The organism is Sphingomonas astragali (assembly GCF_051400615.1).
Classification (GTDB): Bacteria; Pseudomonadota; Alphaproteobacteria; order Sphingomonadales; family Sphingomonadaceae; genus Sphingomonas.
The window spans coordinates 1,513,325-1,539,976 of record NZ_JBLFFH010000001.1 but is presented as its reverse complement, the minus strand read 5'-3'; the positions used below and the strand labels follow the sequence as shown (position 1 = coordinate 1,539,976).

Annotated in this window: 21 protein-coding genes; 11 read left to right on the top strand and 10 right to left on the bottom strand. The window is 68.0% G+C overall.

Annotation, left to right across the window (positions count from 1 at the left end):
* Positions 1-56 precede the first annotated feature (56 nt).
* A complete protein-coding gene (mutS, locus tag ACMGER_RS07470) occupies positions 57-2,624 on the top strand; it encodes a DNA mismatch repair protein MutS (RefSeq protein WP_436811701.1) in 2,568 nt (855 codons plus the stop codon).
* 289 nt (positions 2,625-2,913) lie between these two features.
* Positions 2,914-4,515 (top strand): hypothetical protein, encoded by a 1,602-nt coding sequence (locus tag ACMGER_RS07465; protein ID WP_436811451.1) that lies wholly within the window; start codon positions 2,914-2,916, stop codon positions 4,513-4,515.
* Here the strand turns inward: ACMGER_RS07465 and ACMGER_RS07460 are convergent.
* The 4 genes from ACMGER_RS07460 to uvrB all read right to left on the bottom strand — a co-directional run bounded on the left by ACMGER_RS07460 (position 4,509) and on the right by uvrB (position 9,091).
* Positions 4,509-5,099 (bottom strand): NADPH-dependent FMN reductase, encoded by a 591-nt coding sequence (locus tag ACMGER_RS07460; RefSeq protein ID WP_436811450.1) that lies wholly within the window; start codon positions 5,097-5,099, stop codon positions 4,509-4,511. The genes ACMGER_RS07465 and ACMGER_RS07460 overlap by 7 nt on opposite strands.
* A gap of 918 nt (positions 5,100-6,017) precedes the next feature.
* Positions 6,018-6,167: a hypothetical protein gene (locus tag ACMGER_RS07455; protein ID WP_436811449.1), complete on the bottom strand. Its 150-nt coding sequence runs from the start codon at positions 6,165-6,167 to the stop codon at positions 6,018-6,020.
* A gap of 40 nt (positions 6,168-6,207) precedes the next feature.
* Positions 6,208-6,705 carry a hypothetical protein gene (locus tag ACMGER_RS07450; RefSeq protein ID WP_436811448.1) on the bottom strand — a complete coding sequence of 166 codons (498 nt, stop codon included), beginning with the start codon at positions 6,703-6,705 and terminating at the stop codon, positions 6,208-6,210.
* A gap of 199 nt (positions 6,706-6,904) precedes the next feature.
* The gene (gene uvrB / locus ACMGER_RS07445) at positions 6,905-9,091 is read right to left on the bottom strand and encodes an excinuclease ABC subunit UvrB (protein ID WP_436811447.1); all 2,187 of its coding nucleotides are present in this window, start codon (positions 9,089-9,091) and stop codon (positions 6,905-6,907) included.
* Between the two features lie 308 nt (positions 9,092-9,399).
* Between uvrB and ACMGER_RS07440 the strand changes: the two genes are divergently transcribed.
* Entirely contained in the window at positions 9,400-9,954 is a 555-nt protein-coding gene (locus ACMGER_RS07440; protein WP_436811446.1) for a DUF3617 domain-containing protein, read from the top strand.
* A gap of 81 nt (positions 9,955-10,035) precedes the next feature.
* Here the strand turns inward: ACMGER_RS07440 and ACMGER_RS07435 are convergent, their stop codons facing one another.
* From ACMGER_RS07435 to ACMGER_RS07410, 6 genes are all read right to left on the bottom strand, one after another.
* Positions 10,036-10,461 (bottom strand): hypothetical protein, encoded by a 426-nt coding sequence (locus tag ACMGER_RS07435; protein WP_436811445.1) that lies wholly within the window; start codon positions 10,459-10,461, stop codon positions 10,036-10,038.
* An 86-nt stretch (positions 10,462-10,547) separates the two neighbouring features.
* A complete protein-coding gene (locus ACMGER_RS07430) occupies positions 10,548-11,690 on the bottom strand; it encodes an MBL fold metallo-hydrolase (RefSeq protein WP_436811444.1) in 1,143 nt (380 codons plus the stop codon).
* 3 nt (positions 11,691-11,693) lie between these two features.
* Positions 11,694-13,214 (bottom strand): fumarate hydratase, encoded by a 1,521-nt coding sequence (locus ACMGER_RS07425; protein ID WP_436811443.1) that lies wholly within the window; start codon positions 13,212-13,214, stop codon positions 11,694-11,696.
* A 45-nt stretch (positions 13,215-13,259) separates the two neighbouring features.
* Positions 13,260-13,844, bottom strand: a complete 585-nt coding sequence (locus ACMGER_RS07420; RefSeq protein ID WP_436811442.1) for a hypothetical protein — start codon at positions 13,842-13,844, stop codon at positions 13,260-13,262.
* A gap of 105 nt (positions 13,845-13,949) precedes the next feature.
* Positions 13,950-14,615, bottom strand: coding sequence for a glutathione S-transferase family protein (locus ACMGER_RS07415; RefSeq protein ID WP_436811441.1), 666 nt, complete (start codon positions 14,613-14,615; stop codon positions 13,950-13,952).
* Positions 14,616-14,624: 9 nt separating this feature from the next.
* Positions 14,625-15,209: a dihydrofolate reductase family protein gene (locus ACMGER_RS07410; protein WP_436811440.1), complete on the bottom strand. Its 585-nt coding sequence runs from the start codon at positions 15,207-15,209 to the stop codon at positions 14,625-14,627.
* Between the two features lie 77 nt (positions 15,210-15,286).
* On the opposite strand from ACMGER_RS07410, the gene ACMGER_RS07405 reads away from it, so the two are divergent.
* From ACMGER_RS07405 to ACMGER_RS07370, 8 genes are all read left to right on the top strand, one after another.
* Positions 15,287-15,778 carry a winged helix-turn-helix transcriptional regulator gene (locus ACMGER_RS07405; protein ID WP_436811439.1) on the top strand — a complete coding sequence of 164 codons (492 nt, stop codon included), beginning with the start codon at positions 15,287-15,289 and terminating at the stop codon, positions 15,776-15,778.
* 33 nt (positions 15,779-15,811) lie between these two features.
* The gene (ligA, locus tag ACMGER_RS07400; protein ID WP_436811438.1) at positions 15,812-17,878 is read left to right on the top strand and encodes an NAD-dependent DNA ligase LigA; all 2,067 of its coding nucleotides are present in this window, start codon (positions 15,812-15,814) and stop codon (positions 17,876-17,878) included.
* 150 nt (positions 17,879-18,028) lie between these two features.
* Positions 18,029-21,313, top strand: a complete 3,285-nt coding sequence (locus ACMGER_RS07395; RefSeq protein ID WP_496047866.1) for a TonB-dependent receptor — start codon at positions 18,029-18,031, stop codon at positions 21,311-21,313.
* 103 nt (positions 21,314-21,416) lie between these two features.
* Positions 21,417-22,511, top strand: coding sequence for a sensor histidine kinase (locus tag ACMGER_RS07390; protein ID WP_436811436.1), 1,095 nt, complete (start codon positions 21,417-21,419; stop codon positions 22,509-22,511).
* A 126-nt stretch (positions 22,512-22,637) separates the two neighbouring features.
* Complete coding sequence (locus tag ACMGER_RS07385) at positions 22,638-23,441, top strand: LytR/AlgR family response regulator transcription factor (RefSeq protein ID WP_436811435.1); 804 nt, start codon at positions 22,638-22,640, stop codon at positions 23,439-23,441.
* A gap of 309 nt (positions 23,442-23,750) precedes the next feature.
* Positions 23,751-24,074: a DUF485 domain-containing protein gene (locus ACMGER_RS07380; protein ID WP_436811434.1), complete on the top strand. Its 324-nt coding sequence runs from the start codon at positions 23,751-23,753 to the stop codon at positions 24,072-24,074.
* Positions 24,071-25,789, top strand: coding sequence for a cation acetate symporter (locus tag ACMGER_RS07375; protein ID WP_436811433.1), 1,719 nt, complete (start codon positions 24,071-24,073; stop codon positions 25,787-25,789). Before ACMGER_RS07380 ends, ACMGER_RS07375 begins: the two co-directional genes overlap by 4 nt.
* Positions 25,786-26,640 (top strand): TolB family protein, encoded by an 855-nt coding sequence (locus ACMGER_RS07370; RefSeq protein ID WP_436811432.1) that lies wholly within the window; start codon positions 25,786-25,788, stop codon positions 26,638-26,640. Before ACMGER_RS07375 ends, ACMGER_RS07370 begins: the two co-directional genes overlap by 4 nt.
* Positions 26,641-26,652 lie beyond the last annotated feature (12 nt).

Here is a 26,652-nt window from a genome sequence, read left to right as displayed (position 1 = left end):
GTCCGCGCGAGCGCTCGGCTACCCCGGCGCGCATGGCCGATGCCGCTCCCACTCCGATGATGGCCCAGTATCTCGCGCTCAAGGCCGAGGCCGAGGATTGCCTGCTGTTCTACCGGATGGGCGACTTCTTCGAGCTGTTCTTCGACGACGCCAAGATCGCGAGCGCCGTGCTCGACATCGCCCTCACCGCACGCGGCGAGCACGGCGGCGCGCCGATCCCGATGTGCGGCGTACCCGCCCATGCGATGGAGGGCTATCTCGCCCGGCTGATCAAGGCCGGCCACCGCGTCGCCATCGCCAACCAGACCGAGACGCCGGAGGAAGCCCGCAAGGCGCGCGGCTCCAAGGCGCTGGTCGGCCGCTCGATCATCCGCGTGGTGACGGCGGGCACCCTCACCGAGGAAACGCTGCTCGATTCGCGCACCGCCAACTGGTGCGTGGCGGTGGGTGAGGCAGGCGGAACGATCGCGATCGCCGCCGCGGACGTCTCGACCGGCCGGTTCGAGGTGATCGAGACAAATGTCGGCAGCCTCGGCGCCGAGCTCGCCCGGCTGAGCCCGGCCGAGGTGGTCGCGGCCGAGGGCGGCTTCGCCGACGCGACCGTGTTCCGCCCCCGCGCCGACTTCGACAGCGCGCGCGGCGAGGAGCGGCTCAAGGCGCTGTTCGGCGTCGCGACGCTCGACGGCTATGGCGCGATGTCGCGTGCGGCGCTGGCAGCCGCCGGCGGCCTCGTCGCCTATCTCGAGCATACCGCGCGCGGCGCCCTTCCCTTCCTTCGCCCGCCGCGCATCGTCCGCTCCGAGGCGGCGATGGCGATCGACGCCGCCACTCGCGAGAGCCTGGAGCTGACGATCAGCGCCGCCGGCACCCGCGCCGGATCGCTGCTCGACGCGGTCGACCGCACCGTCACCGGGGCCGGCGCGCGCCTGCTCGGGCAGGACCTGTCGGCACCGTTGATGGACAAGGCGGCGATCGAGGCTCGCCTCGCCCTCGTCCAGCGCTTCCACGACGACGCGGCCCTGCGCGAGCGCACCCGCGCCGCGCTCCGCGCGCTGCCCGACATCGGCCGCGCGCTCGGCCGTCTCGCCGCGGGGCGCGGTTCCCCCCGCGACCTCGGCCAGCTTCGCGACGGCCTCGACGGCGCGTGGCGGCTCGGCGAGACGCTCGGCCAGTTCCACGAGCCTGCGCTGCTGGTCGAGCTCGCGCCCCAGCTCCAGGGCCATGGCGCGCTCATCGACCTGCTCACCCGCGCGCTCGTCCCCTCGCCGCCGATCGACGCCGCCGACGGCGGCTACATCGCCGAGGGCTACGACGCCGCGCTCGACGACCTGCGCGACTCCGGCGCCGGCGGCCGCCGCGCGATCGCCGCGCTCGAGGCCCGGTATCGCGACCAGACCGGTATCGCGACGCTCAAGATCCGCCACAACGGCGTGCTCGGCTACCATATCGAGGTGCCGGCCAAGGCCGCCGATCCGCTGATGCGCCCCGACAGCGGCTTCACCCACCGCCAGACGCTCGCCGGCGTAGTCCGCTTCAACGCGCCCGAGCTGCACGAGGTGGCGATGAAGGTCGCCCATGCCGGTGCCCACGCTCTCGCCGCCGAGGCCGCGCATCTCGAGGAGCTGACCCAACAGGCGCTCGCCAGCCGCGAGCTCATCGCCCGCACCGCCGACGCGCTCGCCCGCCTCGACGTCGCCGCCGGTCTCGCCGAACGCGCCGCCGAGGGCGGCTGGGCGCTGCCCGTGCTCGTCGACCATGCCTGTTTCGAGGTCGAGGGCGGCCGCCATCCCGTCGTCGAGGCGGCGGTGGCGAAGTCGGGCGGGCGCTTCGTCGCCAATGACTGCATGCTGTCGGAAACCAACCGGCTGTGGCTGGTCACCGGCCCCAACATGGGCGGCAAGTCGACCTTCCTGCGCCAGAACGCGCTGATCGCGGTGCTGGCGCAGGCCGGCAGCTACGTCCCCGCCACGCGCGCGACGCTGGGCCTCGTCGACCGCCTGTTCAGCCGCGTCGGCGCCTCCGACAACCTCGCGCGCGGCCGCTCGACCTTCATGGTCGAGATGGTCGAGACCGCCGCGATCCTGGCGCAGGCGACGGAGCGCAGCTTCGTCATCCTCGACGAGGTCGGCCGCGGCACCTCGACCTACGACGGTCTCGCCATCGCCTGGGCAGTGGTCGAGGCGATCCACGAGGACAACCGCTGCCGCTGCCTGTTCGCGACCCACTACCACGAGCTGACGCGCCTCGCCGAACGCTGCGATGCGCTTACCCTCCACCACGTCCGCGCGCGTGAGTGGAAGGGCGACCTCGTCCTGCTCCACGAGGTCGCCGAGGGCCCCGCCGACCGCAGCTACGGCCTTGCCGTCGCCCGTCTCGCCGGTCTGCCCCCGGCGACGATCAGGCGCGCCAAGGCTGTGCTCGACAAGCTCGAAGCTGGCCGCGAGAAGACCGGCGGCCTGGCCGCGGGCCTCGACGACCTGCCGCTTTTCGCGGCAGCCGCCGAGGCGGAGGAGGAGGCGGTCGATGCGCTCCGGGCGGAGCTCGACGGCCTCGACATCGACGCGCTCAGTCCCCGCGAAGCATTGGAGGTGCTGTATCGGCTGAAGACGCTGACGGCGGAATGACGGCCGGAAACGGCGCGCCTGAGGCCCGATGAAGCGAAAACGGATGCAAAAGGCGTACGGCACGGCGCCTTTTCGACTCGCCCGCCCAGATCATAATCGTTAGCCTCGCGTAATCACGATCGACAGGGGGCCGATCATGAAGACGAGACTTGCTGCGCTCGCGGCTTTTGCCGCGACGGCATCTGCCTTGGGGACTGAAGGCGCGAGGGCGCAGACTCCGGAACCCGAGCCGTCCGGACAGGATGCCGAGACCTCGCTCAGCGGCTGGCTGGAAAGGAATTACGGGGACATGATGACCCGGTGCCTGAGCGGCGCCGGAAAGTTCAAGCTGCGCCGCGGCAAGCGCGATTACGACATCTCTTCGGTGCCGAAGATCGTCGCGCAGGTCCCCGGCTTCGCGACCAGGCGAATCAAGCCCTGGGCCGACGATTCGCTCGCCCGGATCTTCACCTATGTCTACAAGTCGGGCGACTCTCGCGCAGGAGGAATCGTCGTCGACAGCGGCCGCTATCTCGCCGACGAATATGACAATAACAGCCAGCAGTTCCTGGACGACGGACGGCAACTCGTCACCTATGACTCCAACTGCGCGAGCGCGATCAAGGCCTCGGTCGATCTCAATGCCGGCTTCACCATCGCGGCGATCACGCTGGAAGGGGCGGGGAACAGCGCGATCACCGGCAATTTCAACGAGACCGCCAGCCTGACCGGCGGCACCTTCCTGTCGCCCGTCGTGCGCGACTGGACCAAGAACGGCTCCGCCCGCGGCGTCGTGGACCAGTTCAAGGCGGGCCTGTGGTTCTGGGAGTGGTATCAGCGCAACGGCGTGTCGACCGGCAACCAGCTCCTCTACTCGATCCGCGGGTGGATGCTGGTCCGCAATGCCGTCGAGACGCAGGACCTCACCATCGCCGGCAAGGTCGGAGGGGGCGTCAGCCTGCCGTTCCTCACCGGGAAATCGTCGACGAGCGGAAGCGTCGGCACCACCGGCAACGGGCGTCTGCGCCTCTACCGCTTCATGCTCGACGATGCCGGGGCGGCCAACCCGCAGGCGCAATTCTACGCGATGCCGACCGCGACCGAGGTCGTCCGGGTCATGAACGCCACGGCCACGTCGCGCTTCATTCTCATCGGCGACAACAGCCTGAGGTCCGGCCAGCAGACGACCTTCCACGCCGACGTGCCGATGCTGCCGCTGCGCTATTGCAACACCGGCTGGGACATCGTCGATGCCGGCACCGCCGCCGCCAGCCTGGCCGTCGCCGACGCGGCGATGCGCAGCGAAGGGCAGGAAAGGTCGTGCCGCTTCACCTTCCGGTATACCGCGCCCGCCGCGCTTCCGGCGGGGCCGCATCAGCCGGCCTTCTCGCTGAAGATCAGGGATCCGCTGCTTCCGGCCGGGCTCGAACCGTTCAAGGTTCCGGTGCGCCCAAGCTTCGCCGTGGGCAGGACGCCCACCCATGTCCTCCAGTCGAATTTCCCAGTCGCCTTCGCCGCCAGCGCGGTGCCCGGAACACCGACCCGTTCGCTCGTCCGCTGGGTCTCCACGATCCGTGTCACCGACAACAATATGATGGGCGCGGCTCCGCAGGTGCGTGTCGATAAGCTTGCTGTCGGCGGCTGTCCGGCCGCGCCGACGCAGCTTGGCGATTACCGGGTGTCGAGCGCCGTCGCGCCACGCAGCAATGCGAGCAGCTTCCTCGTCACCATCAGCGTCGAGGCGGACTATGACTCCGCCGTCACGGACGACTGGCAGCGCGTCGGCTGTACGCTCCAGGGAGCGATCAGCTATCAGTTGGATGGTGCCTGGATCGACAAGTCCTTCGAGCCGGCGATCACGCTTACCGTTCCGACGGGACCAGCGGCGCCCGTCGCCGGCGGTCCTCAATAAGGCGGCGCCCGCCGCCCTCGCTGTTCCCGCACCGCCTCGGTCCACCAGGCGAGGTCGTCGGCGAAGCGCGGGAACTCGCGGTCGAGCGCGGCGCCGCCGTCGCCGATCGGCGAGCCCTCGGCATCGAGCGCGCGGCCGATCTGCCCGACAGTGATCGTGCTCGAGATCACCACCATGCCCATCTCGCTGAGCGAGCCGTGCCAGATCGCATTGCTGCGCGCGCCGCCGATCCGCCCGGCGGAATAGCTCGCGATCGCCGCCGGCCGCCAGAACCATTCCTCCAGGAAATGGTCGGTCAGGTTCTTGAGCCCCGGCTGCATTCCCCAATTATATTCGCCGGCCACGAACACGAAGGCGTCGGCCGCGACGATCTTCTCCGCCAGCGCCGCCAGCGCCGGCGGCGCCTCGCCGGGCGCATGTTCCTTGTACATGCGGTCGAGCATCGGCAGACCGACCGCCTGCGCGTCGATCAGCTCGACGTCGGCGCCCCGCTCGCGGAACCCGTTCACCAGATAATGGGCGAGCCGGATGCCCATGCGATCGCGGCGATAGGAGCCGTAGAAGACGAGGAGGCGGTCGGCCATCGATGTTCCCCTGCCGCGGAGCCTCGCCCCGCCTGTTTCGTTGACTGCCAGTCCAGTGACAGGAGAGAGCCATGCGCGAGAACAGCGGCCAGGGAAAGGCCAGCACCAACCCGCGATCCGACGCTGCGGGACAATGAAGGCCGCGGCGGCACCGACCGCCCCGGCGAGCGGGCCGAAGGCGCTGCATTCGATTTCGGCCACAAGCCGACCAAATCGCCGAGCAACCGCCGGCGCGGCGAGGTCGGCGATCAGGACGCCGAAACGCCGGTCGATACGGCGAGCTAGGATCCGTCCCGCTCGGATCGAAGCGTCCGTGCTCCTGCGAAGGCAGGAGCCCTGGATCATGGAGGATGCGTTTCGGCCTGGCTCCTGCCTTCGCAGGAGCACGGAGGTTCGGCGGGCTTGGAACCCTTCAAGCACGCTGGACGGACGCAGCGCAAAATGAAAGAGGCCGCCGGATGCCCCGCATTTGGGGCACCCGACGACCTCCGACATGGTCAGCGGCCGGAGAGCTCCAGCCCGGGAGACCATGCGGGCCGCTTGCTGTCGACTGACGCGCGTTGATTGGAGGAGGATACCTCCCGCGCATCCCACGGACGGAGGGCTTCCGTCCGCGTCGTCAGCTCAGCGGCGCGTCTCCCGAACGAACTGAACCGACCCCATTGCTGAACCATGAGACATCGGATCACCTCCTTTCGCTTGTTAAGACGATGTGCCTAGCCAGACACGAATCCTATGTGAATCAGGCGAGTCGCGCATTCAAGTCTTGTAATGAAAAACGTTTTCGACGATTCTCCCAGGTCTGCCGTTCGCGGCCGAACGGACCGCGAAGCTCGTCCTTCGCGTCCTCCGGAATCCGCCGCTGCCGGAGTGCTCGGTCACCTCCTGCGACCATCTCCTTCTCGCGACGGCCATGGCTCAGTGCCTCTTGAAATACTGCACCTCGCGCTCGTGCTTCTCGGCCGCCTCGCGCGTCGAGAAGGTGCCGAGGTTGCGGCGCTTGTGCGTCCTGGGGTCGACCTTGCGCGAATAGAGGCGGTATTCGCCCGACTTCAGCTTGCGGATCATCGGCTTTCTCCTCGCGCGCCTCAACGCACGGGCGCCGCGATCAGCTTCGGCAGTCCTCGATGACGCGCAGGATCTCGGGCCAGGCCGGGATCACCAGCGGCTGGGCGGCGGCGCCCTGCACGATGAAGCGCCCGCGGCTGAAACCGATCGCATCGAGCAGCGGATCGCGCGCCGTCAGCACCGCGCTGCCGCCGCCGTTGGTGGTCGCCAGCGTCTGGGCCCGGCTGGTGGTGCGGATCGCCATCGTCGGCCCGTCGGGTACCGAGCGCGTCAGCGTGACACGGCGGTCGCTCCCGCAGGCGATGGCGAACACCGGCGCCTCCGGCGTGCCGAAGGTCGCGACCCCGCCCGAATAGCGCCAATTCCCCGGCGTCAGCGGCCAGTCGCGCCAGTCGCTGGAGACCGGCGGCGGAGGCGGTGCAGGCGGCGGCACCGGCGCCGGGCGCGGCGGCGGCGGCGCGGGCGGCGGGGCGGCGGAGGGAATGCAGCCGGCGAGCGTGCCGAGCATCAGCGCGGCGAGGAGCGGACGAATACGCATTACTGCACCTTATGGGCGAAGCCGCCGCCCGCCTCAACCGCCCCCTTAGGGGCGATATCTGGCGGCAACTTGCGGCCGCGCTGGCCGAGTCAGACGAATTCCGTTTCCTTGTCGGCAATGTTGCGGATCATGCCTATCTCCTGATGGGATATTCATGGCCGCAAAGCCAGCCTACTATTACGGCGGTCGGACCAGTGCCTCACCGCCGTCCGCCGAACTTCCGCTGCACCTTCCCATAGCGTGTCTTGCGCGTCCCCGGCTTGCCCTCGTTCGAGCGGCCCATCACCGGCGCCTTGTGCTCGTCCGCTGGCAGGCCGAGCTCCTCGTTCTCCAGCTGCCGGATCTCATCGCGCAACCGCGCCGCCTCCTCGAATTCCAGGTTCGCGGCGGCATCCCGCATCTTTTTCTCGAGCTCCTCGATGTAAGCGCGCAGGTTGTGGCCGACCATGTGCGGCCGGTCCGCGTCGATCTCGACCGTCACCTGGTCCTTGGACGCGACATGCGCGATGATGTCGCCGATGGTCTTGCGGATCGTCGCGGGCGTGATGCCGTGCTCGGCATTGTACGCCATCTGCTTCTCGCGGCGCCGGTTGGTCTCGTTGAGCGCCCGTTCCATGCTGCCGGTCATGCGGTCGGCATAGAGGATCACCCGCCCGTCGACGTTGCGCGCGGCGCGGCCGATGGTCTGGATCAGCGAGGTCTCCGAGCGCAGGAACCCCTCCTTGTCGGCATCGAGGATCGCGACCAGCCCGCACTCCGGGATATCGAGCCCCTCGCGCAGCAGGTTGATGCCGACCAGCACGTCGTAAACGCCCATGCGCAGGTCGCGGATCAGCTCGATGCGCTCCAGCGTCTCGACGTCCGAATGCATGTAGCGGACCTTGATCCCCGCCTCGTGCATATATTCGGTGAGGTCCTCGGCCATGCGCTTGGTGAGCGTCGTCACCAGCGTGCGATAGCCCTTGGCCGTCGTCGCCCGACACTCCTGGATCAGGTCCTGCACCTGCTCCTCGACCGGCTTGATCTCGACCGGCGGATCGATCAGGCCGGTCGGCCGGATCACCTGCTCGGCGAAGACGCCGCCGGTCTGCTCCATCTCCCAGCCGCCCGGCGTCGCCGACACGCACACCGTCTGCGGCCGCATCGCATCCCATTCGTTGAACCTGAGCGGCCGGTTGTCGATGCAGCTCGGCAGGCGGAAGCCATATTCGGCGAGCGTGATCTTGCGCCGATGATCGCCCCGCGCCATCGCCCCGATCTGCGGCACGGTCTGATGGCTCTCGTCGACGAACAGCAGCGCGCTCTCGGGCAGATATTCGAACAAGGTCGGCGGCGGCTCGCCCGGCAGGCGTCCGGTGAGGAAGCGCGAATAATTCTCGATCCCCGCGCACGAGCCCGTCGCCGCGATCATCTCCAGGTCGAAGTTGGTGCGCTGCTCCAGCCTTTGCGCCTCGAGCAGCCGCCCCTCCGCCTCCAGCTCCTTCAGGCGCTCCGACAGCTCGTGCCGGATCGCCTCCATCGCCTGCTTGAGCGTCGGCCCCGGCGTCACATAGTGCGAATTGGCGTAGACGCGGATGTAATCGAGGCTCGCGACCTTCTTGCCGGTCAGCGGATCGAACTCGACGATCTCCTCGATATCGTCGCCGAAGAAGCTCACCCGCCAGGCGGTGTCCTCATAGTGCGACGGGAAGATCTCCAGGCTGTCGCCGCGCACGCGGAAGTTGCCGCGCGCGAACGCCTGGTCGTTGCGCTTGTACTGGAGCGCGACCAGCTTGCGGATGATCTCGCGCTGGTCGACGGTCTGGCCTTTCTTGAGGTCGAAGATCATCGCCGAATAGGTCTCGACCGATCCGATGCCGTAAAGGCAGGAGACCGACGCGACAATGATCACGTCGTCGCGCTCCAAGAGCGCACGCGTCGCCGAATGCCGCATCCGGTCGATCGCCTCGTTCACCGAGCTTTCCTTCTCGATGTAGGTGTCCGACCGCGGCACATAGGCCTCGGGCTGGTAATAGTCGTAGTAGCTGACGAAATATTCGACCGCGTTGTTCGGGAAGAAGCTCTTGAACTCGCCGTAGAGCTGCGCCGCCAGGATCTTGTTGGGCGCCAGCACCAGCGCCGGGCGCTGCAGCGCCTCGATCACCTTGGCCATGGTGAAGGTCTTGCCCGATCCGGTGACGCCGAGCAGCACCTGGTCGCGCTCGCCGGCCTCCGCCGCCTCGACCAACTCGCGGATCGCCTGCGGTTGATCGCCCGAGGGTTCGTAGTCGGAGACGATCTCGAACCGCCTGCCCCCTTCCGCCTTGGGCGGCCGCTCGGGCCGGTGCGGCACGAAGCTCTGCCCGGTCTCGGGCTCGTCGAGGGTGGTGCGGATCTGGATGGGCATGGGGACGATATAGGGCAGCGACGTTCGGCAGCAATCGACGGATCAGCAGAACCGCGCGCCGGCCGACCGCTCCTTCATCTCGAAGAAATCATCCTCGCAAGCTCCGCGCCGATGTCCGCGAACAATGGTCCCAGGGCATCATACTTGCTTTCTGCCATCGGAGCGTCCTTGCCTCTTCCCCAAGTCGATCCTCTATTACCAACCTATAAAGAACAAACGTCCATGCCGATCTCACTTGAGTTGTCATACATCCCGGCTAAGCTCTTCATCGGGAGGGGGGCGTCCAAGCCCGAACAGGGAGTATGCCAATGAAGCGTGCCATCATTCTCGCGGTGCTTCCGCTCGCCGCCTGCAATCAGGGGCCGTCGGTCTCCGCCACCAACGCCAGCTCCGAGGAGGTCGCGGCCAAGGTCGAAGCGGCCGGCGGCGGTCAGGCGCTGATGTCGCCGGGGCAGTGGCAGAGCACCGTCGCGATCAGCGACGTGAAGGTGCCGGGAATGCCCGCCGCCGCGGCCGAGCAGGTCAAGGCGTCGATGGCCAAGACGCAGAACTTCACCACCTGCCTCACCGCGGAGGACGCCAAGCAGCCCAAGGGCAATTTCTTCGGCGGCGACCAGGGCGGCCAGTGCAAGTACGACCACTTCACCATGTCGGGCGGCAAGATCGACGCGGTGCAGACCTGCACGGTCGCGGGCACCCAGCGCAAGATGACGATGACGGGCAACTACAGCCCCGATTCCTACAAGATCGCGGTCACCTCCGCCGGCCAGGGCGGCGGCGGCAATCCGATGGGCAACATGGAAATGACCATGACCATGGAAGGCAAGCGCACCGGCGAGTGCGCCGCTCCCAAGGCAGGCTGAGACAGACACGCGCTTTCACAGCAGATCGAGCGGCGCCGGCCCGTCAGCCGGCGCCGCAGCTGTTTCAAGCCGGCGAAACGGCTACAGGATCCGTCGATAGGCGATCCGCTGCATCACCCAGCCGATCGCCGCGGCGGCGAGCGCGACGATCAGGCTGGTCGCGACCGCGCTCATGATCCGGTAGGTGAAGGTCGCCGTGTCGTTTGCCGGCGCGCCGAACATGCCGAAGCCCCAGGTCTGGCCGGCGCCGAACAGCACCAGCGCGATCAGTCCGCCCGTCGCCGCGGCGGTCCAGGGACCGCGCCGCCCGGCGATGTGGAGCGCGACCCACACCGGCCCCGCCACCGCGATGATCGCCAGCATCGAGAACACCGCGCCGACCAGCCAGCCGAGCAGCAGCGCGCCCGGCCCCGCGCGACCGCCGGCCGCGACCAGCGCCGCCGCGACCAGGCCCGACAGCGCGCCGCCCGCGCCGAGCGCCAGGCCCGCGCGGTCGATCGTCGTCACATAAAAGGCGCCGCTTCCAGCCCCAGGCACAACCCCTTCCCCCGGCGCGCTTCCTAACAGGCGCGGGGCCGCTCGCAAACCGGTTCTCAGCGCAGTGCACGGACTGCGGGCGTATCGAGGCAGTGCAGCAAGGCGTCGCGCGGCACCTCGCGCGCCGCGGGGCGCGCGGCAAGCGGCGGGATCGCCTGCGGCACGCCGATCGGCACTGCGCGGAAGCCCTCGAGCCCGGCGCAGCGCATCGTGGCGGCAAGCAGCTTCGGCGGTGTGTCCCAGGCTTCGTAGGAAAGCCGGAACGTCCCCCAATGCACGCCGATCGCGTTCGCCGCGCCGAGCCGGCGGAACACCAGGGCGGCATCGAGAGGCCCGATATGGCTGCCGGACGCCATCTGGCCCGCCTCGAAGCGGAATGCGCCGATCGGGATCAGCGCCAGGCGGACCGGACCATAGGCGGCCGCCTCGTCCGCCCATTGGAGGTCTCCGGCCCCGGTATCGCCGGCAAAGAACAGGTTGCCGCCCGGCAGCCGCACCACGAAGCTCGACCACAAGGCGCGATTGCGGTCGGCGAACCAGCGCGAATCCCAGTGGTGGCTGCGCGTCACCACCACCTCGACGCCGGGCTTCACCGCCACGCGCCCGCCCCAGTCGAGCGCCCTGGCGGGTAAGCCCATCACCGTGTCGTTGCCGAGACTGGTGACGATGACGGGCCGGTCGCGCTCCCACAGCCACCGCAGCGTCGCCACGTCGAGATGGTCGTAATGGTTGTGGCTGACGAGAACGAGGTCGATCTTCGGCAGGTCCTCGAAGCGGATGCCCGGCGCGGCCACGCGCCGCGGCCCGAACCCCAGCGGTCCGACCGTGTCGCTCCATACGGGATCGGTGAGGATGTTGAGCCCCTCGGTCTGCACCAGCACCGTCGCATGGCCGACCCAAGTCGCGACCATCGCCCTGTCCTCGACCCGAGGAGCGGGCTTCGAAGGAACGACCGCAACGCGCGAAGGCCAGGCGGGCCGATCATCGCGGCGGGTCAGATAGCGTAACGCAAATCCCGGTCCCGGCCGCACATCGTCCGCGCCATCGGGATTGAAGAACCGCTCTCCGTCGAAATGCCCGGTCGCCGGCCCACGATAATAGATATGGTCAAGGAAGCGGGGGACGATGGTGATCGCCAGGAAGGCCGCGGCGACGAGCCACAGCACAGCGCCCGCGAGAAACCCGGCCAGGCGGCGCATGGCTCACGCCTTCTCCAGCAGCTTCTCCTTCGCGATCCTCTCCCGCCACACCAGCGGCGCGAGCTGGTGGACGTTGGCCCCGGTCGAATCGACGGCGACCGTCACCGGAAAATCCTGCACCTCGAATTCGTAGATCGCCTCCATGCCGAGATCCTCGAAGCCGACCACCTTGCTGCGCTTGATCGCCCGCGCGACGAGATAAGCCGCGCCGCCCACCGCCATCAGATAGGCCGACTGATGGTCGCGGATCGCCTCCACCGCCGCCGGCCCGCGCTCGGCCTTGCCGACCATCGCCAGCAGGCCCTGCTCCAGCATCATGCGGGTGAACTTGTCCATCCGTGTCGCGGTGGTCGGGCCGGCCGGGCCCACCACCTCCTCGCCGACCGGATCGACCGGGCCGACATAGTAGATCACGCGCCCCCGGAACTCGACCGGCAGCGGCTCGCCGCGATCGAGCATGTCCTTGATCCGCTTGTGCGCCGCATCGCGCCCGGTCAGCATCTTGCCGCTCAGCAGCAGCCGGTCGCCCTGCTTCCAGCCCTTCACGACCTCCGGCGTCAGCGCGTCGAGATCGACCCGCTTCGCCGCGTTGTCGGGCGCCCAGTCGACCTTGGGCCATTCGTCGAGCTTCGGCGCCTCCAGATAGGCCGGCCCCGATCCGTCGAGCGTGAAATGCGCGTGGCGGGTGGCGGCGCAATTGGGGATCATCGCCACCGGCTTCGACGCCGCATGGGTCGGCCAGTCGAGGATCTTGACGTCGAGGATGGTGGACAGCCCGCCCAGCCCCTGCGCGCCGATGCCGAGCGCGTTGACCTTGTCGAAGAGCTCGATCCTGAGCGCCTCGATATCGTCCTGCGGCCCCCGCGCCTTGAGCTGGCCCATGTCGATCGCGCCCATCAGGCTCTGCTTGGCGAGCAGCATCGCCTTCTCGGCCGTGCCGCCGATGCCGATGCCGAGCATCCCCGGCGGGCACCAGCCGGCGCCCATCTGCGGCACCGTCTCCAGCACCCAGTCGACGATCGAATCCGACGGGTTCATCATCTTGAACTTGGACTTGTTCTCGCTGCCGCCGCCCTTGGCCGCGACGTCGACCGACACCGTCGCGCCCGGCACCATCTCGACGTGGAGCACCGACGGCGTATTGTCCCGCGTGTTGCGCCGGGTGAAGGCCGGGTCGGCGAGGATCGAGGCCCTGAGCTTGTTCTCCGGATGGAGGTAGGCGCGCCGCACCCCCTCGTCGATCACCTCCTGCAGCGACCGGTCGCCGTCCAGCCGGCAGTCCTGACCCCATTTCACGAACACGGTGACGATGCCGGTGTCCTGGCAGATCGGCCGATGCCCCTCGGCGCACATGCGGCTGTTGGTCAGGATCTGCGCGATCGCATCCTTGGCGGCGGGCGACTGCTCGGCCTCATAGGCTGCCCCCAGCGCGCGGATGTAGTCCATCGGGTGATAGTAGCTGATGAACTGGAGCGCGTCGGCGACGCTCTCGATCAGGGCGGCGGGCGTGATGGTGACGGTCATGGCGGAGCCGCCACTAAGGCCCGCGCTCGAATGCCGCAACGCCTCTCATTCGGTCGCGAGCGTGAAATACTCGACCCCGAAATAGACGAGCTGATAGCCGAGCGCCGCCAGCGCCAGCACGAGCTGCGCCCGTATGTCCCTCAACCACGCACCGAGCCCCGCCGCCCCCAGCACCACCAGCATATGCATCGGATAGAGCCATCCCAGCGCCTGCCAGCGCGCCGCGCCTTTCAGCGAGGTGTCGGCGAGGTCCATCAGCGTCATCAGCGCGATCAGCCCGAAGAACCAGACGCGCCGCTCGAGCAGATACTCCTCGTAGCTGCCGTATTCCTGCACGTCCTCGGGGAACAGCAGTGCCGTGAGCATGAAGAAGCACGAGCAATAGGCGATCACGAACAGGTACGACCCGAACGTCCAGCGCGCGACCTCCGCCAGGCGGAACTCCCACCACCAGAAGGTGACGATCGAGACGAGCGCCCACACCACCCAGCTCATGTGGAACCAGGACCAATGATAACGCCGCGGATGCACGATGATCGCCGCGACGCCCTTGAGCAGCGTGGTGATGCCGAGACCCAGGATGATGCTCATCACCACGCGGATGTGCAGGTAGAGCTGATCGGTTCCCATAGCGTCGGCTCCCGAGACCAGGCGAGGATTCATATTCCCAATCGTCATCCCGGCGAAAGCCGGGATGACGGCTGAACGGTTCGGATCGGCGCAGCGGCAGGACGCTCAGTCCCGCCCCTCCGGCGCGCCGAGCGGGAACATGTGACGATAGGGCCGCGCCTCGTCGAGCACCCGCGCATAGCTCGGCCGCGCGAGCAGACGCGTGCGATAGGTCCTGAGGTTGGCGAACCGCCCGGGGATCGGATGCGTCCAGTCGGCATAGAGCAGCGCCGGCGCCGCCGCGCAGTCGGCGAGGCTGAACTGCCCGGCCGCGGCCCATTCCCGCCCCGCCAGCCATCCGTCGAGCCACGCATAGGCGGTATCGAGCATCGCCCGCGCCTCGCGCACGCCGCGATGGTCGTGCTCGCTGTCACGCAGGAAATCGAACACCACCTTGCCCTGCGACGCCATCACGTAATTGTCGAAGAAGCGGTCGAGCATCCTGACCTCGATCGCCGCATCGGGATTCTCCGGGATCAGCCGCACCGGCTCCGGGTGATGGACATCGAGATACTCGATGATGACGGTCGCCTCCGCGATCGTCCGCTCGCCGACGGTGACGACCGGGAAGCGCCGGATCGGCCACAGCGCGGCGAACTCGCTCGCCGCCGGCTCGCTGCCGTCGAGCATCACGAACTCGAACGGTACACCCTTCTCATAAAGGGCGGTGAGCGCCTTGTGGCAATAGGACGACAGCGGGTGCGCGTAGAGTCTGATCGTCGGTTCGGTCATCGTCCCCTCCTATCGCGTCCGCGCATAGCGCAGGATCACTGCCCCGGTATCGAGCGGACGGCTTTCGATCAGCGCCAGCTCCTGCCGCGCGTGCCCGCCGTCGAACAGCCGCCGCCCCGCGCCCCACAGCACCGGCACGATCATCATCATGATCTCGTCGACCGCATCCGCCTCGATCAGCGCGCCGATCAGCCCCTTGCCGCCGAACGCGAAGATGTCGCCGTCGACCTCGGCCCTGAGCCGCGCGATCGTCGGCGCGATCCCGTCCCGGGCCAGCGTGGCGTTCCAGCCCGGATCGCCGGTCAGCGTGCGCGAGAACACCGTCTTCGGCAGCGCGTTCATCGTCCCCGCATAGCTGATGCCCGCGGCGACGCTGGTCGGATCGGTCTCCGCCTGGCTCCAGAAACCGCGCATGAATTCGAAGTTGATGCGCCCGTAGACGAGGTGCTTCGCCCGCGAGAGCGCATACAGCGACCAGTGCCGCTCGACGTCGTCGGACCATGCCGGCCCTTCGAAACCGCTGTCGGGCTCGATGTACCCGTCCAGGCTCGTGAACACCGACACCACCAGCTTGCCCATCTCGACTTCCTCCATAAACCGCTTGCATTTCACAAGCGGTTGTCGATTAGGCAAACTGTCTCTATATTGCAAGCGGTTTTTTTGGAGAACCTATGGACGAGAGACGTTCCGGCTGCCCGATCAATCTGACGCTGGAGGCACTGGGCGATCGCTGGAGCCTGATCGTCATCCGTGACATCATGTTCGGGAATCGCCGTCATTTCCGTGACCTGCTCACCCATTCGGAGGAAAGGATCGCGTCCAACATCCTCGCCGACCGCTTGAGGAAGCTGGAATCAGGCGGCTTCATCACCCGCGCTCCCGACCCGGCGCACAGCCAGCGCAGCACGCTCAGCCTCACCGAGAAGGCGATCCAGCTCGTCCCCGTGCTGGCGATGATGGGCGCCTGGGGCCGCCGCCACATGCCCGTCACCCGCGAGCTGTCGGTCCGCGCGCAGCTGCTGGAGGAAGGCGGCCCGCCCTTGTGGGAGGATTTCATGACGGAGCTGCGCCACGTCCACGTCGGCACGCCGCTGCCGCCTGGACATGAAAACGTGGGGGCGCGGCTGCAGGCCGCCTATGAGACGGCGTTAGCGGATGCTTGATGCCGCGCCGTCCGCTCCGCTAGCGAGAAGCACATGGACGCACTCCCCACCACCGAAGCCGAAGCAGCCGCCGAGCTCGAGCGGCTCGCCGCCGAGATCGCCCGTCACAACCGCCTCTACCACACCGACGACGCCCCCGAGATCAGCGACGCCGCATTCGACGCGCTGGTCCGCCGCAACGCCGCGATCGAGGCGGCCTTTCCCATGCTCGTCCGCGCCGATTCGCCGAGCCGTCAGGTCGGCGCCGCCCCCGCCGCGCACCTCGCCAAGGTGCCGCACGCGCGGCCGATGTTCAGCCTCGACAACGCGTTCGACGACGCCGACGTCTTCGAGTTCGTCGCGCGCATCCGTCGCTTCCTCAGCCTGGTCGAGGACGCCCCGGTCGCACTCACCGCCGAACCCAAGATCGACGGCCTGTCCTGCTCTCTGCGCTACGAGGACCGCCGCCTCGTCCGCGCGCTCACCCGCGGCGACGGCACCATCGGCGAGGACGTGACCCCCAACGCGCGCACGATCCCCGACATCCCTCGCGAGCTCCCCGCCGACGCCCCCGACCTGTTCGAGGTGCGCGGCGAGGTCTATATGGCGAAGGACGATTTCGCCGCGCTCAACGCCCGCCTGCTCGCCGAGGCCGAAGACCCGGACAAGGCCCGCCAGTTCGCCAATCCGCGCAACGCCGCCGCCGGCTCGCTCCGCCAGAAGGATGCCGGGGTCACCGCCTCGCGCCCGCTGCGCTTCCTCGCCTGGGGCTGGGGCGAAGCGGGCACGCTCCCGGCCGACACCCAGGCCGGCATGGTCGCCGCGATCCGGGGCTGGGGCTTCCCCGTCGCCGCGGCGTTCCAGCGCTGCGACACCGTCGACGAGGCGCTCGCCGTCTACCGCGCGATCGAACACGAACGCGCCGACCTGCCTTTCGACATCGACGGCGTGGTCTACAAGGTCGACCGGCTCGACTGGCAGACCCGGCTCGGCAGCGTCGGCCGCGCCCCGCGCTGGGGCATCGCCCACAAATTCCCCGCCCAGCGCGCCGAGACCGTGCTGGAGCGGATCGACATCCAGGTCGGCCGCACCGGCAAGCTCACCCCCGTAGCGCGCCTGAAGCCCGTGACGGTCGGCGGCGTCGTCGTCACCAACGCGACCTTGCACAACGCCGACGAGATCGCCCGCCTCGGCGTCCGCCCCGGCGACCGCGTCGTCCTCCAGCGCGCCGGCGACGTCATCCCGCAGATCGTCGAGAACCTCACCCGCGACGAACCGCGCGACCCCTGGACCTTCCCGACCCATTGCCCCGAATGCGACTCGGACGCCGTCGCCGAGGAGGGCGAGGTCGACATCCGCTGCACCGGCGGCCTGATCTGCCCGGCCCAGCGGGTCGAGCGCCTCTGTCATTTCGTCAGCCGCGGCGCGATGGACATCGAAGGGCTCGGCGCCAAGCAGATCGAGGATTTCTTCCGCGACGGCCTGATCCACGCTCCCGCCGACATCTTCCGCCTGTCCGAGGCCGACCTCCTTCCGCGCAAGAAGGACGGCAAGGTCTGGGCCGCGAACCTGCTCCGCGCCATCGACGACAAGCGCGCGCCCGATCCGGTGCGCTTCCTGTTCGGCCTCGGCATCCGCCACATCGGCAGCATCACCGCGCGCGATCTGGTCAAGGCCTTCGGCACGGTCGAGGTGATCGCCGACGTCGCCATCCGCGCCGCCATCGACCCCGAAGCGCGCGCCGAGATCGAGTCGGTCGAGGGCGTGGGGCCTGTGGTGGCGGAGGCGCTGATCGACTTCTTCGCCGAGGAGCACAACCGCGAGGCCTGGGCCGACCTGCTCTCGGTCGTCCATCCCGAGCCCTTCGCCCACCACGTCCGCGAGTCGGAAGTGAGCGGCAAGACCGTGGTCTTCACCGGCAGCCTCGAGACGCTGAGCCGCGACGAGGCCAAGGCTCAGGCGGAGGCACTGGGCGCGCGCGTATCCGGCTCGGTCTCTGCCAAGACCGACCTGGTGGTGGCTGGCCCCGGTGCCGGCTCGAAGCTCAAGAAAGCTGCCGAGTTGGGCATCCGCGTGATCGACGAGGCGGGCTGGGCGGCGATCGTCGCGGCGGCCGGGTGATGCCATTTTGCAACGCAACAAAATTACGTTCGGCTTGACATTGCACGACTCGCCGCCAGTCATTTAAGCGTCACAAATCAGGCGCAGGGGGCGCCACAACGGCGGGGGTCGCCGTGTTCGAGCACACTGGCTCCAAAGGGGAAATTCTTCATGCGGACAGCTTTCTTCGGAGGCGTGGCCATGGCCGCGCTGGTCGTGCCGGTTGCGGCGTACGCGCAGGAGACGACGTCGGTCATCCGCGGCACGGTCACGACCGGCGGCGCACCTGTTGCAGGAGCGACCGTGGCGATCACGGACATCGGCACCGGCCGGCGCTCGACCGCGACGACCGACGCGAGCGGCGCGTTCAACGCGAGCGGCCTGCGCCCGGGCGGCCCGTACACGGTTGAAGTCACCAGCGCGGAAGGCAACGCCACCGTCACCGACATCTTCACCACCGTCGGCCAGCCCTACACCGTTCCGGTCGAACTCGCGGCCGAAGCCGGCGGCGACATCGTCGTGACCGCATCGTCGATCCGCGGCGCCGGCGCCACCTCGGACGGTCCCCAGACGATCCTCCGCCGCGAGGACATCGCCGCGGTCGCCACCGTCAACCGCGACATCCGCGACCTCATGCGCCGCGACCCCTTCGCCCGCATCGAGGACACCGTGGGCGGCGGCCGCTCGGTTTCGTTCGCCGGCGTCAACCCGCGCTTCAACCGCTTCTCGATCGACGGCGTGATCGTCAGCGACAACTTCGGCCTCAATCCCGACGCCAACCCGACCCGCCGCGGTCCGGTGCCGATCGACGCGATCGCCCAGTTCTCGGTCTCGGTCGCGCCCTACGACATCCGTCAGGGCAATTTCCTCGGCGGCGCGGTCGACGCGGTGCTGCTGACGGGCACCAACGAATTCCACGGCACCGGCTTCTATTCGCAGAACACCGACGGCCTGTCGGGCGAGAAGATCGGCAGCACCGACACCGATCTCGACTACAAGAGCGAAACCTACGGCGCGACCTTCTCGGGTCCGATCATCAAGGACAAGCTGTTCTTCATGGTCTCGGCCGAACGCAACACCGAGGGCAAGCCGCTTCAGCCGTCCTTCACCATCCCCGGCCTGACCGATGCCCAGATCGGCCAGGTCCAGCAGATCGCGCAGAGCGGCTACGGCTATGACTCGGGCGGGGTCTTCGACCTGTCGACCGATAAGGACGAGAAGATCGTCGGCAAGCTGATCTGGAACATCAACGACCACCACCGCCTGTCGCTGTCGTACATCAACGCCTACGATTCGACCCAATTCCAGGGCAACGTCAGCACCAGCGGCTCGACGCCGAGCTTCGGCCTGCAGTCGAACAGCTACGGCGGCACCGAGCTGCTGCGCGCCGGCATCGTTCAGTTGAACTCGGACTGGACGGACAGTTTCTCGACCGAGGCGCGCTTCCTCTACAAGAGCTATGAGCGCAGCCGGCCCGCCGGCGGTGAGCCGTTCGCGCAGATGCGCATCTGCTCCGACCCGACCAACAACTTCGGCGGAGGAAGCAACGACACGCTGACGAGCTGCGGTTCGGGCAATCCGAACATCGTGATCGGCACCGAGAATTCGACCCAGGCGAACGTCTTCTACACCGATACCTATGGCGGATCGCTGCTCGCGCGGCTCAACGCCGGCGCGCACGACCTGAAGCTGCTGGCCGAGATGAACGAGGTCCGCATCTTCAACCTGTTCCTGCAGAACACGTTCGGTAACTATTATTTCGACTCGCTCGCCGACTTCCAGGCGGGCAACGCGAACCAGGTGATCTATCAGAACACGGCGACGGGCGATCAGAACCTCGCCGCCGCGGACTTCAAATATCGCCAGTATACCTTCGGTCTCCAGGACGACTGGGAGATCACCGACCGGTTCAGCCTGACGGCTGGCCTTCGTTACGATCTCTACGATTCGGGGGGCGCGCCGGTGCCGCTCAACCCGGGCTTCACCGCGCGCTACGGCTTCCCCAACACCTTCACGCTCAAGGGCAAGGGCCTGCTCCAGCCGCGCGTCGGCTTCAACTGGCGGCCGATCGACGACTTCAAGATCCGCGGCGGCGTCGGCATCTTCGGCGGCGGCACCCCGGACGTCTATCTGTCGAACAGCTATTCCAACGCCGGCGCCGGCGTGGGCGGCGTGTCGATCAACTCGGTGACGGTGCAGCGCTGCACGATCAACACCACGACCTGCCTCACCGGTTTCCAGGCGAACGGCGCCAATCTCGCTCCCGAGGTCGGGCAGGCCATCCTCAACAACGTCAACGGCACGACCATTCCGGCGGCGCTGCAGGCGCAGATTCCAGACGTCGGTCCGAACGGGCTCGCCAACATCAACGCGCTCGATCCCGACTTCGAGGTGCCGAACGTCTGGAAGGCGACGCTGTCCGCCGACTGGACGCCGCGCAACTTCCTAGGCGGCGGTTGGACCTTCGGCGCCGACTATTACTTCAGCCGGACGCGCGCGTCGGTGTTCTTCACCGACATCCGCTCGATCCCGATTGGGACGCTGCCGGATGGCCGCACCCGTTATGGCCCGCTGGTCGGCACCAATACCAACACCGACATCATCCTGACGAACTCCGACAAGGGCCGCAGCCACATCGGCGTCGTTCGCGTCGCCAAGCGCTTCGATTTCGGCCTCGACCTGAACTTCGCCTATTCGATCCAGGACGTGAAGGACCAGGCGCCGGCGACCTCCTCGACGGCGGGTTCGAACTATGGCAACGGCGCGTTCCTCGACGGCGGCGGCGCCGCCTACGGCACGGCCAACGACCAGGTCGCCTGGTCGTTCAAATATGGCCTCGGCTTCGATCATGCCTTCTTCGGCGACTACAAGACCCGCATCCAGCTGTTCGGCGAGACCCAGGCGGGCCGCCCGTACAGCTTCACGATGGGCGATGCGGCCAATGCGCCGCGCAGCGCGGTGTTCGGCGTCACCGGCCGCGACGACCGTTTCCTGCTCTACGTGCCGAAGGAGAACGATCCGATCGTGACCTATGATCGGCCTGAAACTCAGGCGGCGCTCGAGACGCTGATCAACAACACCAGGCTCAAGGACTATCGCGGCCAGATCGCTCCGCGCAACATCGCCCGCTCGCGTGCCTACACTCGGATCGACCTGCACCTGGAGCAGGAGATACCGACCTTCGTCGGCAAGTCGCGCGTGTCGCTGTTCGCCGACATCGAGAACCTGCCCAACCTCCTCAACAAGGACTGGGGCGGCTTCCGGCAGGTGATCTTCCCCTATGTCGAGGACGTGGTGAGCGTGCAGTGCCTCGACGCTTCCGGTGTCGTGAATACCTCACCGTCACAGACCTGTGCGCAGTACCGCTACTCGAGCTACGTCGAGCCGAACGACAAATCGCTCGAGGTCCGTCGCTCGCTCTACCTGATCCGCCTCGGCGCGCGCTTCAGCTTCTAAGCCGGCCGATCCGGTCACGAACAGGGCCGCCGCCTCACCCGAGGCGGCGGCCCTTCTCGTTGCGCTTTACCCCCTCCCGCCAACCCGGCTAAACGCTGATCCCGTGAAGCCAGCGATCTTCTCGCGCCCGTTCTTCGAGGACAAGAGCCGCGCCTTCTGGCTGCTGCAGGCGGCGGGATGGTCGGGCTATCTCCTGCTGCGCACCGTCTCGACCATCTCGAACAACCTCTCGTTCGAGAACATCATCGTCGCGATCATCGAGGCGATCGTCGGCTATTGCATCACGCTGCTGCTCTCGACGCTCTACGGCTATTACCGCCGCCTGCCGCGGGTGACGGAGATCCTGCTGACGCTGGTCACGCTCGCGGTCGCCACCGTCGTCTATGCGGTGATCGACGCCTTCACCTATTCGTTCGTGCGCAGCGCCGAGCCGGGGATCACGCTCAGCCTGGTGCTCGGCACCATCTTCTTGAACTTCACCGTGCTCGCCGGCTGGTCGGCGCTCTATTTCGGCATCAACTTCTACCTGATCGTCGAGAAGCAGATCGACGAGATGCAGGCGCTGGAGACCCAGGCCTCCTCGGCCCAGCTCGCGATGCTGCGCTACCAGCTCAACCCGCACTTCCTGTTCAACACGCTCAACTCGATCTCGACGCTGGTGCTGCTCAAGCAGACGGAACGTGCCAACGCGATGCTGAGCCGTTTGTCGGCGTTCCTGCGTTACACGCTGATCAACGAGCCGACCGCCCATGTCACCGTCGCGCAGGAGATCGAGACGCTGAAGCTCTATCTCGAGATCGAGAAGATGCGGTTCGAGAACCGCCTGCGCACCTCCTTCGAGGTCGAGCCGCGCGTCGAGAAGGCGCGACTGCCCTCGCTGCTGCTCCAGCCCTTGGTCGAGAATGCGATCAAATATGCCGTGACGCCGCAGGAAGAGGGCGCCGATATCGGCGTCTCCGCTCGACTCGTCGGCGATAGGGTGCAGATCACCGTATCCGACACCGGCCCGGGCTTGAGCGAGGCGCGGCCGCGGCCAAGCCTTTCAACCGGGGTCGGCCTCGCCAATATAAGGGAGCGGCTGGCGCAGGCCTATGGCCCCGATCACCGTTTCGAGACGCGGTCCGCCCCCGGCAAGGGCTTCCGCGTCGAGATCGAGATTCCGTTCCAGATCGAGGAGCCGGTAAGAGAGGCAGCATAAGGGGCCGGACCCATGAACCTCCCCTCCACGCGTCGTAGGGAAAGCGACGGTGGAGAGGGAAGGGCCGGCGCAGGGAACGTCCGCAGGTGGGGGGCAGTCACATCTATCTTTTTTGAGTGAGGCAGCATGACCATCCGCACCATCCTCGTCGACGACGAACCGCTGGCGATCCAGGGCCTCGAGCTTCGTCTCCAGGAGTTCGACGACGTCGAGATCGTCGCCAAATGCGGCAACGGCCGTGAGGCGATCAGCGCGATCAAGACCCACAAGCCCGACCTCGTCTTCCTCGACATCCAGATGCCGGGGTTCGACGGCTTCTCGGTGGTGCAGGGATTGATGGAGGTCGAGCCGCCGCTGTTCGTGTTCGTCACGGCCTATTCCGACCACGCGATCCGCGCGTTCGAGGCGCAGGCGGTCGATTACCTCCTGAAGCCGGTCGACGAGGCCCGCCTCGCCGACACGCTCGACCGGGTCCGCCAGCGCCTCAGCGAGAAGCGCGGCGCCGAAGAGGTCGAGAAGCTCAAGGAAGTCCTCGCCGAGGTCGCCCCCGACGCCGCCGAGACCCTGGCGGCCGACGGCACCGAGCAGCCTGCCGCGAGCCGCTTCGAGAAGCTCATCAACATCAAGGACCGCGGCAAGATCTTCCGCGTCGACGTCGACACGATCGAGGTGGTCGAGGCTGCCGGGGACTATATGTGCATCAAGACCGGCGACAACACGCTGATCCTCCGCCAGACGATGAAGGACTTGGAGAAGCGCCTCGATCCGCGTCGCTTCCAGCGCGTCCACCGCTCGACGATCGTCAACCTCGACCTGGTGCGGCAGGTGAAGCCGCACACCAACGGCGAATGCTTCCTGGTGCTGGAATCGGGGGGGCAGGTGAAGGTCAGCCGCTCCTACCGCGACGTGGTTGCGCGGTTCGTGCATTAGCGGATCGCCGTTCCATCCTCTCCTGCAGGGGAGGATTGGAGGACAATCCGCCTAGCCCCTGAACGTCGATCGGCTCTGATGTTGTCCTTGTGCTCCTGCGCAGGCAGGAGCGCAAGCCGCAAGCGATACGCCCGTGATCCAGGGCTCCTGCCTCCGCAGGAGACGATTGAGCAATGGCCGCCGAGGCCGGCGCGAACGACCCCGCCGACGATAATCTTTGCCACTCCGCCGCAATCCGGGCAGGTTTCCGCCACCGCCTGAATCGCGACCAGATCACGGCGGAGCCTGAAAAGAGGGGATGCCGGCACGATGGAAGGGGACACCACCGACAGCGCACGCCTGAGGCAGATCGCCGCCGATCCCCGCTACCAAGCCCTGGTCACCCGCCGGTCGCGCTTCGCCTGGCTGCTCACCGCGATCATGCTGACGGTCTTCTTCGGCTACGTCCTGTTGATCGCCTTCGACAAGGCGCTGCTGGCCCGCCCGATCGGCGGCGGGGCGACCACCCTCGGCATCCCGCTCGGCCTCGCCGTCATCCTCGTCGGCATCGTGCTGACCGGCGTCTACGTCCGCCGCGCCAACCGCGACTTTGACCCCGCCGTCCGCGCCATCCGCGAGGGCGCTCGTCGGTGAAGCGCCCCCTCCTCACGCCCCGCGCCGCCCTATTCCTGTTCGCCCTCGCCCTGCCCGGGGCGGCGCTTGCCGACGCGCTGACCGGCGAGGCGCAGCAGCAGCGGACCAACTGGCCCGCCATCCTGATGTTCGGCGCCTTCGTCCTGCTGACGCTCGGCATCACCCGCTGGGCGGCGCGCAAGACCCGCACCACCGCCGATTTCTACGCGGCCGGCGGGGGCATCACCGGCTTCCAGAACGGCCTCGCCATCGCCGGCGACTATATGTCGGCCGCCTCGTTCCTCGGCATCTCGGCGCAGATCTTCGCCGACGGCTACGACGGGCTCATCTACTCGACCGGCTTCCTGGTCGGCTGGCCGATCATCCTGTTCCTGCTCGCCGAGCGGCTGCGTAACCTCGGCCGCTACACCTTCGCCGACGTCGCCTCGTTCCGCTTCGCGCAGGCGCCGGTGCGGCTGTTCGCCGCGTTCAGCACGCTCGCGGTCGTCCTGTTCTACCTGATCGCGCAGATGGTCGGCGCCGGCCAGCTCATCAAGCTGCTGTTCGGCCTGCCCTATGGCTATGCCGTGGTGATCGTCGGCGTGCTGATGACGCTCTACGTGCTGTTCGGCGGCATGATCGCGACCACCTGGGTGCAGATCATCAAGGCGGTGCTGCTGCTCGGCTGCGCGAGCGTGATGGCGCTCGCGGTGCTGGCGAGCGTCGGCTTCTCGCCCGACGCCCTGTTCGCCCGCGCGGTCGAGGTGAAGACGATGCTCGCCGCCAGGGCGGGCGCCGACCCCGCCGCCGCGGCCGAGACGGGCCGGTCGATCATGGGTCCCGGCAACTTCATCAAGGACCCCGTCTCGGCGATCTCGTTCGGCATGGCGCTGATGTTCGGCACCGCCGGCCTGCCGCATATCCTGATGCGCTTCTTCACCGTCCCCGACGCGCGGGAGGCGCGCAAGTCGGTGCTGTGGGCGACCGGCTGGATCGGCTATTTCTACCTCCTCACCTTCATCATCGGCTTCGGCGCGATCGTGCTGGTCGCGACCGACCCGGCCTTCCTCGATCCCGCGACCGGCGGGCTGAGGGGGGGCGGCAACATGGCCGCGATCCACCTCGCCGACGCGATCGGCGGCGACCTGTTCCTCGGCTTCGTCTGCGCGGTCGCCTTCGCCACCATCCTCGCGGTGGTTTCCGGCCTGACGCTGGCGGGCGCGTCGGCGGTGAGCCACGACCTCTACGCCTCGGTGTTCCGCCACGGCCGCGCGAACTCCGAGGACGAGCTCAGCGTCTCGCGCCGCACCGTCGTGGTGCTGGCGGTGGTCGCCATCCTGCTCGGCATCCTCTTCGAGAAGCAGAACGTCGCCTTCATGGTCAGCCTCGCCTTCGCGCTCGCCGCCTCGGCCAACTTCCCGGTGCTGCTGCTGTCGGTGCTGTGGAAGGGCTGCACGACGCGCGGCGTCGTCTGGGGCGGCACGGCCGGGCTGGTGCTCGCGCTCGTCCTCACCGTCCTGTCGCCGGCAGTGTGGGTCACCGTGCTCGGCAACGCCGCGCCGGTCTTCCCCTATACCTCGCCGGCGATCTTCTCGATGCCGGTCGCCTTCCTCACCATCTGGATCGTCTCGTTGCTCGACCGCAGCGGCCGCGCCGCCGTCGACCGCGACGGCTATCTCGAGCAGCGCGTCCGCTCCGAGACCGGCATCGGCGCCGCCACCGCGAGCGCGCATTGAGGTCGTGGCGCCGCCTCGCCGCCGTCGCGGCTGTCGCCCTTTCCCCCGCCGCCCTCGCGGCCGATACCGGCTGGGTCCCGCCCCCGCCGCTCTCGACCGGCCAGTTCGAATCGCATCCGGCGTTCGATCCCTTGACCGGCGACGTTTGGTTCGTCCGCTCCAAGCCCGACTTCAGCGGCTGGCGCATCCTCTACAGCCGCTGCGGCCCGCGCGGCTGGGAACCGGCGCAGGACACCCCGATCGCCGGCGACGGGCTGGAAGCCGACCCGGTCTTCACCGACGGCGGCCGGCGGCTGTGGTTCATCTCCAGCCGCAGCACCGACGGCATCCGCCGCAAGGACATGGACATCTGGACCGTCGTGCGCGGCGCCGATGACCGCTGGGGCACGCCCGAGCGGCTGCCCGCGCCGGTCAATTCGGAAGGGCAGGAGTGGTTCCCCCGCCCGGCGCCCGACGGCTGGCTCTATTTCGGCTCGAACCGCCCCGGCGGCGCCGGCAAGACCGATATCTGGCGCGCCCGCCGCGCGAACGGCCGCTGGACGGTCGAGAACGCCGGCCCCGCGATCAACGGTCCGGGCGACGACTACGAACCGCTGGTCTCCCCCGACGGCACGCGGATGCTGATCGCGACCGCCGAGGGTTATTACGAAAGCCGCCGCGGCCCGCGCGGGTGGCAGCCGCGGACGAAACTCGGCCCGGACTACAACGTCAACGGCACCGAGATCGGCGCGCTGTTCGCGCCCGACGGCAAGGCGGTGCTGATCGCGCGCGACGTCGGCGGCGGCAAGTCGGGCGAGCTGGTGCTGATCGGCAAGCCCGAACCCCATTGGCCGCCGTGTTGCGGGGGTTGAACGCAAGTTCCG